Source organism: Cytobacillus praedii, from assembly GCF_001439605.1.
Taxonomy (GTDB): Bacteria; Bacillota; Bacilli; order Bacillales; family Cytobacillaceae; genus Cytobacillus; species Cytobacillus praedii.
Genome location: NZ_LMBX01000029.1, coordinates 40,584 through 56,937, shown reverse-complemented (window position 1 = coordinate 56,937; position 16,354 = coordinate 40,584). Strand labels below are relative to the sequence as shown.

Annotated in this window: 16 protein-coding genes; all 16 read right to left on the bottom strand. The window is 39.4% G+C overall.

What is annotated here, in order from left to right; all coding sequences use genetic code 11:
- Positions 1–302 precede the first annotated feature (302 nt).
- The 16 genes from lysS to tilS all read right to left on the bottom strand — a co-directional run bounded on the left by lysS (position 303) and on the right by tilS (position 16,291).
- Positions 303–1,793 carry a lysine--tRNA ligase gene (gene lysS, locus ASU02_RS22055; RefSeq protein ID WP_082631894.1) on the bottom strand — a complete coding sequence of 497 codons (1,491 nt, stop codon included), beginning with the start codon at positions 1,791–1,793 and terminating at the stop codon, positions 303–305.
- Positions 1,794–2,005: 212 nt separating this feature from the next.
- Positions 2,006–3,007: a tRNA dihydrouridine synthase DusB gene (dusB, locus tag ASU02_RS22050; RefSeq protein WP_057767580.1), complete on the bottom strand. Its 1,002-nt coding sequence runs from the start codon at positions 3,005–3,007 to the stop codon at positions 2,006–2,008.
- Positions 3,008–3,135: 128 nt separating this feature from the next.
- Positions 3,136–3,354, bottom strand: coding sequence for a helix-turn-helix domain-containing protein (locus ASU02_RS22045; protein WP_057767579.1), 219 nt, complete (start codon positions 3,352–3,354; stop codon positions 3,136–3,138).
- Positions 3,306–3,833 carry a 2-amino-4-hydroxy-6-hydroxymethyldihydropteridine diphosphokinase gene (folK, locus tag ASU02_RS22040; protein WP_057767578.1) on the bottom strand — a complete coding sequence of 176 codons (528 nt, stop codon included), beginning with the start codon at positions 3,831–3,833 and terminating at the stop codon, positions 3,306–3,308. Before folK ends, ASU02_RS22045 begins: the two co-directional genes overlap by 49 nt.
- Complete coding sequence (gene folB, locus ASU02_RS22035) at positions 3,833–4,195, bottom strand: dihydroneopterin aldolase (protein WP_057767577.1); 363 nt, start codon at positions 4,193–4,195, stop codon at positions 3,833–3,835. Before folB ends, folK begins: the two co-directional genes overlap by 1 nt.
- Positions 4,188–5,021: a dihydropteroate synthase gene (folP, locus tag ASU02_RS22030; protein ID WP_057767576.1), complete on the bottom strand. Its 834-nt coding sequence runs from the start codon at positions 5,019–5,021 to the stop codon at positions 4,188–4,190. Before folP ends, folB begins: the two co-directional genes overlap by 8 nt.
- Positions 5,022–5,038: 17 nt before the next feature.
- Positions 5,039–5,896 carry an aminodeoxychorismate lyase gene (pabC, locus tag ASU02_RS22025; RefSeq protein WP_057767575.1) on the bottom strand — a complete coding sequence of 286 codons (858 nt, stop codon included), beginning with the start codon at positions 5,894–5,896 and terminating at the stop codon, positions 5,039–5,041.
- A 7-nt stretch (positions 5,897–5,903) separates the two neighbouring features.
- Positions 5,904–6,494 (bottom strand): aminodeoxychorismate/anthranilate synthase component II, encoded by a 591-nt coding sequence (gene pabA / locus ASU02_RS22020; protein ID WP_057767574.1) that lies wholly within the window; start codon positions 6,492–6,494, stop codon positions 5,904–5,906.
- Between the two features lie 2 nt (positions 6,495–6,496).
- Entirely contained in the window at positions 6,497–7,906 is a 1,410-nt protein-coding gene (locus tag ASU02_RS22015; protein ID WP_057767573.1) for an anthranilate synthase component I family protein, read from the bottom strand.
- 119 nt (positions 7,907–8,025) lie between these two features.
- Positions 8,026–8,955, bottom strand: coding sequence for a cysteine synthase A (gene cysK / locus ASU02_RS22010; RefSeq protein ID WP_057767572.1), 930 nt, complete (start codon positions 8,953–8,955; stop codon positions 8,026–8,028).
- 185 nt (positions 8,956–9,140) lie between these two features.
- Positions 9,141–10,040: a peptidyl-prolyl cis-trans isomerase gene (locus tag ASU02_RS22005; RefSeq protein WP_232426320.1), complete on the bottom strand. Its 900-nt coding sequence runs from the start codon at positions 10,038–10,040 to the stop codon at positions 9,141–9,143.
- A gap of 27 nt (positions 10,041–10,067) precedes the next feature.
- Complete coding sequence (hslO, locus tag ASU02_RS22000) at positions 10,068–10,946, bottom strand: Hsp33 family molecular chaperone HslO (RefSeq protein WP_057767571.1); 879 nt, start codon at positions 10,944–10,946, stop codon at positions 10,068–10,070.
- A 29-nt stretch (positions 10,947–10,975) separates the two neighbouring features.
- Complete coding sequence (locus tag ASU02_RS21995; RefSeq protein ID WP_165571573.1) at positions 10,976–11,752, bottom strand: type III pantothenate kinase; 777 nt, start codon at positions 11,750–11,752, stop codon at positions 10,976–10,978.
- A 446-nt stretch (positions 11,753–12,198) separates the two neighbouring features.
- Complete coding sequence (ftsH, locus tag ASU02_RS21990) at positions 12,199–14,187, bottom strand: ATP-dependent zinc metalloprotease FtsH (protein WP_057767569.1); 1,989 nt, start codon at positions 14,185–14,187, stop codon at positions 12,199–12,201.
- 146 nt (positions 14,188–14,333) lie between these two features.
- Complete coding sequence (gene hpt / locus ASU02_RS21985; protein WP_198317476.1) at positions 14,334–14,879, bottom strand: hypoxanthine phosphoribosyltransferase; 546 nt, start codon at positions 14,877–14,879, stop codon at positions 14,334–14,336.
- 23 nt (positions 14,880–14,902) lie between these two features.
- On the bottom strand, positions 14,903–16,291 hold the full coding sequence (tilS, locus tag ASU02_RS21980) for a tRNA lysidine(34) synthetase TilS (protein ID WP_057767568.1): 1,389 nt from the start codon (positions 16,289–16,291) through the stop codon (positions 14,903–14,905).
- Between the last annotated feature and the right edge of the window lie 63 nt (positions 16,292–16,354).

Here is a 16,354-nt window from a genome sequence, read left to right as displayed (position 1 = left end):
GTTGACGTTTTTTGTTCGTTCAGTTTTCAAAGAGCAATGATTGTTATCATGTTGCCGCTCAAGGCGACTTTTAAATATTATCATAATCAAGCTGTTTAAGTCAACAACTTTTTTAAATTCTTTTTTCAAAAGTTATTGTCTCGCAACAACAGATATTAATATACCACCATATCAACATGGTTGCAATATGTTTTTTCAATATTTATCATTAGAATTGAAAGAAAAAATATTCATATAATTTATTGTAATACAAAAAAGGTAAAGCACCTAAAATTACATGCTTTACCTCTGATTAATAGTTATTAACGATGACGCATTAACGGGAATAAAAGAACATCTCTAATAGAAGGAGAATTGGTTAAAAGCATAACAAGGCGATCGATACCTATTCCGAGTCCTCCTGTTGGAGGCATTCCATATTCTAATGCTTCGATAAAGTCATCATCCATCATATGAGCTTCATCATTACCTTGCTCTCGTTCTTTAAGCTGCGCTTCAAAACGCTGTCTTTGATCAATAGGATCATTAAGCTCTGTAAATGCATTTGCATGCTCACGTGCAACAATAAATAGCTCGAAGCGATCCGTAAATCGTGGATCTTCGTCATTTTTCTTTGCAAGTGGAGAAATTTCTACAGGGTGGCCAAAAATGAATGTTGGCTGAATTAGTTTCTCTTCAACTTTTTGCTCAAAAAACTCATTTACAATATGACCATAAAGCATATGTTCAGTAATCTCTACTCCATGCTCTTTTGCCAATTGCTGCGCTTCTTCCTTGCTCATCTCTTTCCAGAAATCTACCCCTGTATATTCCTTAATCGCGTCAACCATATGAAGTCTTTTCCATTCCGGTTTTAAATCCACTTCATATTCACCGTATTGTACCGTGGTCGTTCCCAGTACCTCCTGTGCGATATGAGCGATTAGGTTTTCAGTTAGACTCATAATATCACGATAGTCAGCATATGCTTCATATAATTCAATCATCGTAAATTCCGGATTATGGCGCGTTGAAACACCTTCATTACGGAATACACGGCCGATTTCATACACCTTCTCTAAACCGCCAACAATCAAACGCTTTAAATGAAGTTCAATTGCGATACGCATGTACAGCTCCATATCAAGTGCATTATGGTGTGTAATAAACGGACGGGCAGAGGCTCCACCAGCAATTGAGTGCATCATCGGGGTTTCCACTTCTAAATACCCTTGGCTATCTAAATAACGGCGCATTGATTGGATAATCCGACTGCGGTCAACGAATGTTTTTTTGCTTTCCTCACTCATGATTAAATCCAAATAACGTTGACGGTATCGCTGTTCAACATCCTTTAAACCATGAAATTTATCAGGAAGTGGTCGCAATGCTTTTGTTAATAGTTCAAATTCCTGAACCTTTACAGAAAGTTCGCCTACTTTTGTTTTAAAAAGTGTTCCTGAAACACCAACAATATCCCCAAGATCAACTGAATCGAAAATTTCATATTTTTCATCACCAATTGCATCTTTACGAACATAGATTTGAATTTGTCCAGATAAATCCTGGATATGCGCAAAACCCGCTTTTCCTTTGCCGCGCTTTGTCATGATACGGCCTGCAAGTGCTACTGTTATATTTTTTTCTTCAATCTCTTCTTTTTCAAGCGCTTCATATTGTTCAATTAATTCCTTAGATTGATGAGAACGATCAAAACGCTTTCCAAAAGGATCTAGCCCTTGATTTCGAAGGCTATTCATTTTTTCCCTTCTGACGATTAATTGGTCATTTAATTCTTCATGACTCTGGCTCACTTATATCATCTCCATTATTTTGTAAATCTTTTTATGTAGGGCCTATGCACAATAAAAGATTTCTCACTTCTTATTATTCTACACAATGTGGACCGGACAGACATCAATAATATGAATAAATAGAATAAAAACTGCCAGTAGGTCACTGGCAGTTCTCTTTCGTTCAAAAGTATTATAGATAAAGAAAATTCCAAAGTCAAACATCACCTTTGTTATCCAGCTTGGATTTGACTCTGTTCCATATCCTCTATTTCTATTACAAGTGCATTTAACAATGTAACAAGATCGTCTCTTGTTTGACACTCATTTATCGCATTTCGCACTTTTCCATTGCCACGGATTCCTTTTAGGTACCAAGCAGCATGCTTACGCATTTCACGAACAGCTATATACTCATTTTTCAAAGCGATTAAACGATCTAAATGAAGGATGCAAACATTAATTTTCTCCCGTGCACTCGGCTCCCCCAATAATTCCCCTGATTCTAAGTATTTAACTGTACGATAAATCATCCATGGATTTCCTAGCGCTGCTCTGCCAATCATTACACCATCACAGCCTGTTTCATCAAGCATCCGTTTAGCATCTTGAGGGGTTTGGACATCTCCATTTCCGATTAGAGGAATATTGATGCTTTGCTTCACTTCACGAATAATATCCCAATTCGCTTTTCCTTCATACATTTGTACACGTGTACGTCCGTGCATCGCTACAGCCTTTCCGCCCGCACGTTCAACTGCCTGTGCATTACGTACAGCGTAAATATGATCTTCATCCCATCCCATACGCATTTTAACGGTGACTGGTTTTTCAACTGCATCTGTTACAACTGAGACCATTTCATATATTTTATCTGGATCAAGCAGCCATTTTGCCCCTGCATCACATTTCGTAATTTTAGGAACAGGGCAGCCCATATTAATATCGATAATGTCCGCGTTTGTATTTTTATCAACAAATCTCGCCGCTTCAACCAATGTCTCTTTTTCACCGCCAAAAATTTGCAAACTTAACGGCTTTTCTCTTTCATCGATGTAAAGCATGTTCATTGTCTTTTCATTCTTAATAACAATGCCTTTATCACTGACCATTTCCGCACATACTAATCCCGCACCGAACTCTTTTACCGTTAGCCGAAAGGCCGAATTACAAACCCCTGCCATCGGCGCAAGTACGACACGGTTTTTTAATTCAATATCGCCAATTTTAAACATTATAAACCTCCTATTTTGCAATAAGAAAGCGCCTTGTTGAGGACGACAAGCATAAAACAAGTCTTTCACTCAAGGCGCAGCAGTTGGAATTATTTAACCTAAAAGTTACATTTCTTATTTAAAAATATCTATTCTCTATTTTCATCTGGGGGAGTTAAATCTTCAAGGGTAATATTTAGCATGAAAGCAACCCGCCCTAAAAAGTCTGCAGCAGGCATTCTATTCCCTCTTTCAATTTCCCCTAATATCGATACTGATACACCAAGTTCTTTGGCAAAACTCTCTTGTGTAAAGCCTTTTAGTTTTCGAAAAGCGCGAATACGTCTTCCCCATTTTTCCGCTTCCATATCCGTACTCCCTCTCTATCAGGTATGTCCTCTAAACTTGCTTGAAGAGGCTTTTCCATCGCCGGAAGCTTGATGCTGGACTGAATCTCAAGTAGAGGGATGATAACAAACGCTCTCTCTTGCATCCGAGGATGAGGAACTAATAACTTCTCTGTTTTAATATTTTCTTGATTATACAGCAAAATGTCAAGGTCTATCGTTCGAGGCCCCCACCGTATTTCCCTTTTTCTCCCAAGATCCTTTTCAATAGCAAGGCATTCATCCAACAGTTGAAATGGATTTAATGCTGTTTTCACTTGTATGACCATATTTAAAAATTGCTCTTGATCCTCATACCCAACTGGATCCGTTTCATAAATGGACGAGGTATCCACTACATTCACACCTGGAAGAGCATTCAACTCTTTGATCGCTTGCTTTAAATTCTCGAAACGGTTCCCAATGTTGGAGCCTAATGCAATATATGCTTCATTATTCATTACATTCTGCTCCTTGTTACTTCAACGGCAACTGACTCATAATGGCCTGGAATAGGCGGATCTGGTTTAATTACCCGCACAGTCACTTGGGATATAGGTTCAAAACGAGCAAGCATTTCCCCGGCAATCTTTTCAGCAACTGCCTCGACAAGCTTATAAGGTTTTCCTTCAACAATCTCTTTGCATACTTGATAGATTTCTCCATAATTAATAGAGTATTCGAGCTGATCCGTTACCCCTGCTTTTTTTAAATTAGTTTCCACAGTTAAATCGACCATAAATCTTTGTCCTAGACGGGTTTCCTCAGGGAAAACCCCATGATATCCATAAAAAGCCATCTTATTTAAAATAATTTTATCCATGATAAACTCCCTTACCTACTAGTACATCCATCATTTTTGCCATTCGAGCCATTTCTTTCACATCATGTATACGCATAATGTGACATCCCTTCTGGATTCCATAACAAACGGTCGCCCCAGTACCTTCCATCCGCTCATTAACAGGCAAGTCTAACACCCCGCCAATCATAGATTTTCGAGAAGTTCCAAGTAAAACAGGATATCCAAGGGACACAAGCTTGTCCAAATCTCTCATCATTTCTAGATTATAAGTTAAGTCTTTAGCAAAGCCAATTCCCGGGTCCAAAATAATATTCTCATCCTTGACTCCCGCTTGTTTTACAAGTGAGATGCTTTCAAACAGATCGTTAACGACATCACGGTAAAAGACGGAGTAATCTTGGTTTGTACGATTATGCATTAATACAATTGGGACTTGAAGGTCAGCCGCAACCCTCGCCATGTCCTCATCCGCTTTCGCACCCCAAATATCATTTATAATATGCGCACCTGCCTGAATTGCTTCCTTTGCAACCTCTGCCTTATATGTATCTATCGAGATAGGTACATCTACTGCTTCTGAAACAGCCCGAATAATAGGAATAACCCGCTCAATTTCTTCTTCAGCAGATACTTTAATAAATCCGGGTCTGGTCGATTCTCCCCCAATATCAATAATATCTGCACCATCCTGCACCATTTGCACAGCCCGTTCCACCGCTTGATTCACGTGATGATACTTCCCTCCATCAGAAAAGGAATCAGGCGTAATATTTAATATCCCCATAATTAGTGTCTTCTTGCTGTAGTCCAATGAATAAGGACCACATTGAATAATTGTAGACATGAATATTTTACCTCCCTTTACCACTCATTCCTGCTCCACAAGTACCTGCTAAGGTTCTTATATCGCTTCTGAAGATCTTGTAAGAAACTGCCGTTATTGCCTGGCATCTTGGTCCCATCAAATGAATAAATCGGAACAACCTCCTGGATGGAATTCGTAACAAAAACCTCATCTGCTTTTTTGGCTTGATCCACATGATAGAAGCCTTCCTCAACGGTTATCCCATTCTTTTCGGCTAACCTCATAATTAATTTTCTTGTCACTCCATTTAAGATGCCTGTTTCAATAGCAGGAGTGTACAGCACATCCTCTTTTAGCCAAAATAAATTTGAGACAATCCCCTCTGCCAAATACCCTTCTTTTGTTAGAAAGATTCCCTCACAATCAGGCATATCCCCTATTTCCCTCTTTGCTAAAATATTATTTAAATAATGGTGTGACTTTAAGCGCTCTACACCTTCAGGAGTATTCCGATTCAGGGTTAATATTACAGCCTTTTTTTCCTGTCCGCTCATTGATAGAGGCAGAGGCTTCGCAAAGATAATCAGATTGGGGTGAAGATAAGGATCTGGCTGCAGTCCGATTTCTCCTGCCCCTGCGGATACATTCATACGAATATAAGCATCAGTTAAATGGTTTTTCGCTAAAAGCAGGCGAAGCGCACACAATATTTCATCCCTAGAATAAGAAATTTTCACATTTAACACTTCTAGACTATTATTCAGACGTTCCAGATGATCATCCAATAAAAAAGGATGTCCACTATAAACTCTGAATGTTTCAAATAGCCCCATACCGTATAAGTATCCATGGTCAAACGGTGAGATAACAGCCTCTTCCTTCCGGACAATTTCGCCATTCATATAGATAAACATTGCTTAATCACTCCTTAATCTCTTCCACTTTCGAATAATAACTCAGGAAGTTCTTAAGCAAATCCATTCCCGCTGTTGTCATGATCGATTCCGGATGAAACTGAACACCTTCTACCGGCAGCTCTTTATGGCGAATGGCCATGATTTCACCTTCAGCCGTCCATGCAGATACTTCGAAACAGGAAGGCAGCGTTTCCTTCTTGACAATTAAGGAATGATATCTTGTTGCCGGGAAAGGATTAGGCAAGCCACGGAAGATCGTCCTTCCATCATGATGCATTTCAGAGGTCTTTCCATGCATCAGCCGCTCTGCCTGAACAACTTCCCCACCAAAGACTTGGGCAATAGATTGGTGCCCAAGGCAAACCCCGAAGATTGGAATATGGCCAGCAAATGCCTGGATTGCTTCTAAACTCATTCCTGCTTCATTCGGACTGCAAGGCCCAGGAGATACCATTAAAAATCTTGGGTTTAATTCACGAATTTCATCAATCGATGTTTCATCATTTCTTTTAACAACTAATTCTTCTCCCAGCTCACCTAAGTACTGAACGAGATTATATGTGAATGAATCATAGTTATCAATCATGAATATCACAATTAATCACCTGCTTCCTGTTCTGTCATTTCTTTTGCTTTCCATAGAGCAATTGCCTTTTTTAATGACTCTTTATACTCATTTTTCGGATTTGAGTCAATAACCACACCCGCACCCGCCTGAACATGTGCGAACCCATCTTTCACAAGCATTGTTCGAATAATAATATTCAGCTCAAGATCCCCATTAAAATTAATCCACCCGAATGAACCTGTATACGGCCCTCTCCGTACTGGTTCTAGCTCCTCGATAATTTCCATTGTTCTAATCTTCGGTGCACCTGTAATCGTTCCTCCAGGGAACACAGCATCAATTAAATCAAACCCATCTTTCCCATCATCTAGTTCTCCTCTTACATTTGAGACTATATGCATGACATGAGAGTACTTTTCGATAACCATAAACTCATCTACTTGAACTGATCCATATTTACAAACACGGCCAAGATCGTTTCTTTCTAAATCAACGAGCATCACATGCTCTGCCCGTTCCTTTTCATTTTCAATTAACTCATTTGCCAGTTCGAGATCTTCTGATTCATCTCTTCCGCGAGACCTTGTTCCTGCAATCGGCCGGGTGCTAACCTCTCTGCCTTTCTTCTTAATCAATAATTCAGGCGAAGCACTAACAAGCTGATACTCTGGAGTATGGATATACCCCATATATGGAGAGGGATTTAATACTCTCAGCTGTTCGTAAACATCCATTGCCGGAAGGGAAATTGGCTGGCTTTGACGGACAGATAAATTCACCTGGAAAACATCGCCCTGCGAAATATAATTCTGTACGCGCTGAACAGCCTGAATAAACACCTCTTCACTCATTGAAAATTCTTTTTGACTGTTTATTTCAGCTGTCCTTTTCGATTTTGGAAGAGAAAATTCCGCCATCCAATGCCTCTTCCATTCTTCTGCTCTATCTTCTAGCTTTTCCTTATCATCAGACTCATCATATAGACACATGAGCCACAAAACTTCAGCTTTATGATCAAACACAAACCATTCCTTAAAAACTAAAAAGTGAATATCTGGTATTTGCAGATCATCTTTTGCTGCTTCCGGCAGCTTTTCAATATAACGGCCATAATCATAGCTAATTAAACCGATGGCGCCACCTTGGAAATCGGGGAACTCCTCATACCTTTCTGTTTCATATTGACTGAGCCACTCTTTAAGCAAATGAAGTGGATTTCCCTCAAGCGTTTGTTTTCCGGTTTTATGTATAACTTCTAATCTTGAATTTTTCCCGATTAAAACAGTTTCTGGGTCAAAAGCTGCAATGCTGTAGCGTCCGCCGCGCCCGCTTTCCAATAAGATATGATGTTCTTTTCCTGCTGCAATTTGACGATATTGCTGAAATAGACGACGATAAGTATAAGGAATTTGTTTGGCATGTATATGATATTTTTTCATCGAAGGTCACCCCCATGTATTCTCTTTTTTCATCATACATGAAGAAGGCTCGTCTTTCATTTTAATTTAAAAAATTACAAAAAAAAGCAACCGCCGCTTGTGACAGTTGCTTTTGCTAATTATTCCGTTTCAAATTGGTACAATGGAGTGCTTAAATAACGTTCTCCATTACTTGGCAGAATCGCAAGCACTTTCCTGCCCTTTCCAAGCTCTTTCGCAATCTTTAACGCAGCAAAAATGGCTGCTCCTGATGAAATGCCTCCTAGAATTCCTTCTTCTTTTGCCGCACGGCGAGCATACTCAAATGCCTCATCATTCGTCACTTGAATTACTTCATCATAGATTTCTGTATTAAGAATATCGGGAACAAATCCAGCACCAATTCCTTGAATTTTGTGCGGACCTGGCTTTCCTCCTGATAAAACTGGAGAGTCAGTTGGTTCTACTGCATAAATTTTGACATTCTCATATTTCTCACGAAGAACTTCTCCAGCCCCAGTTATTGTTCCACCAGTTCCAATTCCTGATATAAATGCATCCAGCTGATCACCCATTTGTTCAGTGATTTCCTTCCCAGTTGTTTTCCGGTGAATTTCTGGGTTAGATAAATTTTGAAACTGCTGAGGCATGAAGTAGCCGTGTTCATTTGCAAGCTCTCCCGCTTTACGAATTGCTCCATTCATTCCTTCCACTCCAGGAGTTAAAACAAGCTCTGCCCCATAAGCACGAAGAAGGTTGCGCCGTTCCATACTCATTGTATCAGGCATAACTAATACCGCCTTATACCCTTTCGCTGCAGCAATCATCGCCAGACCAATTCCTGTATTCCCGCTCGTCGGCTCAATGATGGTTGCTCCTTTTTTTAATTCTCCGCTTTCTTCCGCTGCTTCAATCATTGCTAAAGCAATACGGTCCTTCACACTGCTCCCGGGATTCATATATTCTAGCTTAACAAACACCTCTGCACTATTCTCATCAACGATGCGATTCAGTTTCACAATTGGAGTCTGGCCTACTAATTCTGCAATTGAATTTGCAACACGTACCACTTGCCCCACCTCTTATTCCGAGTATTTTTATTGGTTTAATTAAAAGTTACCAAGTAAAGCCTATAAAGTCAATTGTTTTGTATCGAAAAATTCAATTTTCAATTAAATTTCATACTTTTGCCTAATCTTCATTAACCTACCCCTAAAACTCAGAAAAAAACACGGACTTGGTCCGTGTTTCATACCTAGTTAGCTTCAAGGTCCCCGTAAAACCATTCAATATCTGTTTCATTCCATAATGGCTTCGCAGAGACAGGGATCTCCATTTGTTCTAAAGCAATTTGCCTTCTAATTTGATCTTTTACATCCTTATATTTATATTCCTTGCCTTTAACAGCTTCATGGAGCATAACAATTGCATAGCTATTCTCAAGCTTTATTGGTTTATTACTCCATTTACCTGGCTTTAGCTTTTTAATTATTTGAAGAAAATCCTTTGAGTAGCGATCGCTGTCTTCATTTACATATCCAGCATCTCCTCCAAGATTTGCCGTAAACTCATCAATTGAACGTTCCATTGCCAGCACAGCAAAACTAGACCCTTGCTCCAATTCCTTCAGCGTTTGTTCTGCTTCTTTTTTTGTTTGGACAACAATTTTAGAAATATGATAGGAGTCAGGCAAATGAAACTGGTTTTTATTCTGCTCGAAATAACTCTTCATTTCTTTTTCTGATACTTTTACATCCTTTGTTAAGATTTCCTCAAGCATCAGGCTGCTTTTAATTTGCTCACGCATTTTTTCTTCATCTGATGACTGGTAACCGCCAGATGAGCCATACATTGTTTTAATAACCATGAGTTCCCGTTCAACTGCTTGATCGGAAATTTTTATTCCGTACTTCTTCCCAGCAGTTTCAATAATTTTCTGGTCAACTAGCTCACTCAGTATTTCTTTTCCATATCTTGACTCCATTTCATTCAGCCAATCCTGCCGTGTGATCTTTTCCTTTCCTACCTTTGCCACAACCTCAGTATTTCCTGTACTCCCTTTAGAAATGAAAAAGGCTACGGTCAAGCAATTTAGCAAAATGAGTCCGGCTATTATAATCCAAATTTTCTCTCTCTTCAACCTCTCCCTCTTCACCTTGGCCTCCCCCTAAAATTTCTCCATTTACTTCGCTTCTTGCTTTAATTCTTCTAATTCTTCTTTTGAATAATGGTACACTTCATTACAGAAATGGCATTGTGCCTCTGCTTTGCCGTCTGTTTCAATCATATCCTGGATTTCCTCTTTTCCAAGACTAATAATTGCATCTGAAAACCTTTCCTTTGAGCAGGTACATGTGAAACTTACAGGTAATTTTTCAAGCACCTTCACATTTTCCTTCCCTAATAGCTCACTTAATAATTCCTCTGGCGAAAGTCCTTGCTGGATGAGTTTAGAAACAGGAGGAATCTGTTTTAAACGATTTTCAATATCTGTAATTGTTTCTTCATCTGTTCCAGGCATAAGCTGCAAAATAAATCCACCTGCAGCAAGAATGGTATTGTCAGGATTAACAAGCACTCCTACACCAACAGAAGATGGCGTTTGTTCAGAAGTGACGAAGTAATAGGTGAAATCTTCTCCTAATTCACCTGATACAATTGGAACCTGACCTGTAAAATTCTCCCTCATTCCGATATCTTTAACAACAGTTAATGTTCCGGTTGTCCCAACTGCACGGCGTACATCGAGTTTCCCTTGTTCATTTAAATCAAAATGGGTTTGCGGATTCGTTACATATCCCCTTACTTCCCCTTTTGAATTACTAACAACTAAGATAGGACCAAGCGGACCCCCGCCATCAATTTTAATGGTGATATTTTCTTCGCCTTTCAACATAGCACCCATCATCACACCAGCTGACATGGATCTCCCTAAAGCGGCAGAAGCTGTTGGCCATGTTTGATGACGGCGCTGAGCCTCACCAACTGTTTCTGTCGTCCGAACCGCATACGCCCGGACTTGCCCATTATATGCAAGTGCTTTAATTAAGTAATCGTTCATTTGTAAACCCCTTTCAACCCCTGTGTTCATTATTTTAATGTGTCCATATTACGCTTATAAATAATTTGAAGGCCTTTTAATGTTAAAAATGGATCAACTATATCAATTATTGTTGATTCCTTTGCAATTAAGCTCGCTAATCCACCGGTTGCAATAACGGTAGGATTTCCTTTTGCTTGATCCTTCATTCTCTTAACAATTCCTTCTACTTGACCTACATAACCAAATAAGATTCCAGCTTGCATCGCTGCCACCGTATTCTTCCCAATAATATCATCTGGCCTCGCAATTTCAATTCTTGGCAGCTTGGCAGCTCTTGAATACAATGCCTCAGTTGAAATACCAATTCCCGGGGCAATCGCACCGCCCATATATTGTTTATGCTCATTGACATAGCAATAGGTAGTCGCTGTTCCAAAATCAACAATGATAAGCGGACTGCCATAGTCATGGATGGCAGCAATTGCATTTACTATGCGGTCTGCCCCAACTTCCCTAGGATTTTCATATTTAATATTTAACCCTGTTTTCATACCAGGGCCAACGATAAGCGGTTTTATATGAAAGTATTTATGACACATTCTTTCAAGTGCATTCATTATCGGTGGGACAACTGAAGAAATAATAATTCCATCTATATCAGCAAATTTCAACTCTACATGGTCAAATAGCGACTTAATTAGCATGCCATATTCATCTTCTGTTTTATTTCGGTTCGTTTCAATTCTCCAATGGTATTTCAGAATATCTCCGTCATATACACCTAGAACCATATTTGTATTCCCTATATCAAATACGAATATCAATCTTCTCACCACTTTTTTTATAGTTAAATTCGACAATGTTTTCACTGAACACATCATATCATAACTCGGTTAGCAACGTGTAATCGGAATTAACTTGAAGTGAATTTCTTAAAAAAATTGTGCATGCGCCTTGATTAGCCTAAGGCGCAGCACAACATGAGCCTCATTAAAATCTTAGCCTTATCCTTCGCCTTCCTGAAGGAGCGGATTGTGATCTCGACGTCGACGTAGGAGTGACGTCGTCCCGCATTGTCAACTCTGTACAAACTGTACGTCAGGGGTAGGCGCTCCTCCCTATAATCCACTGCTTATATTTGTGCGATATAACGCATCAGAACCTTCCTAATGGAGCAGGATGCAGACCAACTCGTAACACTATTCACAACATTCGACTATATAGTTTCCTAAACCGCAAAAAAAGCGCTCCAGTAAGAGCGCTTTTCCAATTATTCTTTACGGTCGTCCTTCGTTTCTTGCTGAGTTTCTTCTGCAGAAGGAGCTGAATCTTCTTTTGCCTCTGTCGTTTTTTCAGGAAGTTCTTCTTTATTCACGTTTATGTTCACCTTAACGTCTCCAGAAGTATTATCATCTGATTTGACAGAACGATCAGGTAATGTGCCATGATCAATTAAATGTTTAATTTGTTCTGCGTCAAGCGTTTCTACTTCTAGCAGCGTGTTAGCAATTAAATCTAGTTTTTCGCGATTTTCAGTAAGGACCTTTTTCGCCTTTGCATAACAATCCTTAATAATACGCTGAATTTCTAAATCAATCTCATAAGCAATTGCATCTGAATAATTCTGATCATTATTGAAATCTCTTCCTAAGAAGACTTGACCGCCTTGGGATTGACCAAATTGTAATGGACCAAGCTTGTCACTCATTCCAAACTCTGTAACCATTCTTCTTGCGATACCTGTAGCACGCTGGAAGTCATTATGGGCGCCGGTGCTTACTTCACCGAACACAATCTCCTCGGCTACACGTCCGCCTAGCAAACCGACAATCTTATCAAGAAGCTCTGGTTTTGTCATAAAGAAGCGATCTTCTTTAGGGAGCATAACAGCATATCCGCCGGCTTGCCCACGAGGGACAATCGTTACTTTATGAACCATTTCCGCTTCTTCAAGGACTACACCAATCACCGTATGACCCGCCTCATGGAAGGCAACGATGTTTCTTTCCTTTTTAGAAATAACACGGCTTTTCTTCGCAGGACCAGCAATTACACGGTCAGTTGCTTCATCAATATCAGTCATATCAATTTTCTTCTTATCCCGACGGGCTGCAACAAGAGCTGCTTCATTCAATAAGTTCTCTAAATCAGCACCTGAGAACCCAGGGGTACGCTGTGCAATGGCTTTCAGATTAATACCCTCATCTAACGGCTTATTGCGTGCATGTACTTTAAGAACTGCTTCACGTCCAATAACATCTGGACGATCAACTGTAATCTGACGGTCAAAACGTCCTGGACGCAGCAATGCAGGGTCTAGAATATCTGGGCGGTTTGTCGCAGCCACGATTATAATTCCTTCATTGGCGCCAAAGCCATCCATTTCAACAAGCAATTGGTTAAGCGTTTGTTCACGTTCATCGTGTCCCCCACCTAATCCAGCGCCACGCTGGCGTCCAACTGCATCAATTTCATCAATAAATATAATACATGGTGCATTTTTCTTAGCATTTTCAAATAAATCACGCACACGTGATGCACCAACACCAACAAACATTTCAACGAAGTCAGAACCACTAATAGAGAAGAATGGGACACCAGCTTCACCAGCTGCAGCTCGCGCAAGCAACGTTTTACCTGTACCTGGAGGTCCTACTAAAAGAACACCTTTCGGAATTCTGGCTCCTAGTTCCGCAAACTTTCTAGGGTCTTTCAAAAATTCAACGACTTCAACAAGCTCTTGCTTTTCTTCATCCGCTCCAGCTACATCCTTAAAGCGAACTTTCTTTTTACTGTCATCATAAAGCTTTGCCTTGCTTTTACCAAAGTTCATCACACGGCTTCCTCCGCCTTGTGCTTGGTTTAGTAAGAAGAAGAACAAAATAAAAATAATGATGAAAGGGATAATTGAAGTGAAGAATGTAACCCAGCCGCTTGTTTCCTTAGCTGGCTGAAAATCCACCTCAGCATTTTGTGCAGCAAGTGCATCAATTCGATCAAGGATCTTATCACTGTTTACAACATAAGTAACAAAATACTTGCCTTCTTCATAGCCCTCAAGCTGACCTTTTACTTCAAATACGCCTCTCTCAGGCTGCATCGTAATGGATTTAATGTCACCATTTTCCAAATGAGTAACAAATTCATCATAAGAGACTTGCTTCGTTGGCTCATTGTTCCCATTAAAGAAACTAACGACGCCGATAATTACCAAAAATATCAATAAATAAAAGATGGTATTCCGGAAGATCCGATTCATCCTTTACCTCCTCCCACGGTAAACAAACTATAATGTATAGTATCATAGAAAAACGTGCCAATACAAGGATTTGCACTTGACAAAAGTGGTTCACTTCTTCATGTAGAAAGGATCATTCTTGGATGTTTCCTCTTAGAATTATTGACTTAATTATTATCACTATATACTTCAGGCTTTAGCACACCAATATATGGAAGGTTTCGATACTTCTCAGCATAATCAAGACCATACCCAACAACAAACTCATCAGGAACGATAAATCCAACATAATCGGCTTTAATATCTGCCTTACGTCCAGTTGGTTTGTCCAGCAGCGTTACAATTTTGATGGATTTTGCCTTGCGATAGCGGAATAATTCAACTAAATAACTTAAAGTCAAACCACTATCGATGATATCTTCAATGATCAAGATATCTCTTCCTTCAACAGATGTGTCAAGATCTTTAACAATTTTAACTTCCCCAGATGAAACAGTTGACTTGCCATAACTTGAAACGTCCATAAAATCCATTTCAAGATACGTATCGATACGTTTTAACAAATCTCCCATAAAAGGCATAGCACCTTTTAAAACACCAATCGCAAGAGGAAAGCTGTCTTTATACGCCTCTGTTAGTTCTCCAGCCAGCGCCTTAATTTTTTCTTGAATTTCTTCTTCTGTTATTAAAATTTTTTCGATATCATTTTTCATTATTAGCGTGCCTCCTAGAAGAATCATTGCCTTATGTAAGTTAAAAGAATAAAGTTAGCATTCGACTGCTGCCCTGTTGAAGAACGGGATTTTTTTAATCCTGGCACCCACAAGATTTGGCCGTTGCTGTCTGTAACAATTGGCCAAGAATTTCTTTCTTGCAAAGGCACTTTATTATCGATAAAAATATCTTTTACCTTCTTCGACCCTTGCATTCCTTTCAATGACATACGGTCTCCATCTTTCCTCGTTCGAATAACAAGAGGAAGCAAAGAATCGTCCCGCTGCAAAAGAAGGGAATTTGCTTGAATAGAACCTTCAGGACAGTTTGTGAATTCAAGAATTATACAGCTGCCATTGGGTAATTCGAATTTTCCAGGTTCTTTCATTTCAAAACGATAGGATTGTATTGGTTGAAGACGAAAAAGGAATTGACATTTCTCGTATGAACGCACAACTTTCAAACCGTTTGGGAAATGAAGTGTTCCAGATGGGTGGGGACTGCTCATTAATGCAAAAACATTCTCAATATGTAAGGCAGATAAAGATGTAGGTTTTTCCTTATAAAGATAGTTTAATATTAGTTGAATCCCTCTTCTTTGTAAAGGCATTGGCATTTCTTGAAATTCTATAATATTTATTATTATTTCCCTAGTTGTCTTCTTTTCCATTACTTTATTCATTTTTTGGATCGTTAATTCCTGCAAAAAAGCTTCATCACTTTGAATTTCTTCGCTAAATCGCTGAAAATGAACATGAACATGAGGGTTTTCCTTTTTTAAAAAGGGCATGACTTCCTTCCGAAAGCGATTGCGGCTGTAAAGTCCCTTTTCATTACTAGGATCTCGGCGCGGATCAAGATGATTGATTTCGCAATATTCTTCAATTTCCAATCGATTCAAGCATAGAAAGGGCCGAAGAATATACCCATTTCCAAACGGCCTGCTAAAAGCAATCCCCGCTCTAGCATCTCCTGAGCTTCCTCTAGTTAACCGCATTAGAATTGTTTCGACCTGATCATCTCCATGGTGACCAAGGGCAAGATAGTCTGAATGATGCTTCTCCATCATTTGTTCATAAAACTGATATCTGCATTCTCTAGATGCAGCCTGAGTGCTTTTGCCTGTCTCTTCAATATAGTTAGGAACATCCATTCTCGTCATTTCAAAGGGTATATTTCTTTCCCTGCAAAATCGCTGAACAAATTGTGCTTCAGCAAAAGACTCTTCCCCTCTAAACATATGATCAACATGGGCAGCAACAATAGAAAGATTGAATGACTGCTTCTTTTCCCACAAATAATGGAGAAGGGCAAGTGAGTCAGGTCCACCTGACACTCCAATTAAAATTTTCTTATTATTTAGGTCTAATCCTTTTCGCTGTAAAAAAGCTTTAACCTTGGCATCCAGCATATGCTTCTTCCTTATCATAAAAATATAATATCTAAATATGTTCTCCTTGAAGCATAGCATATA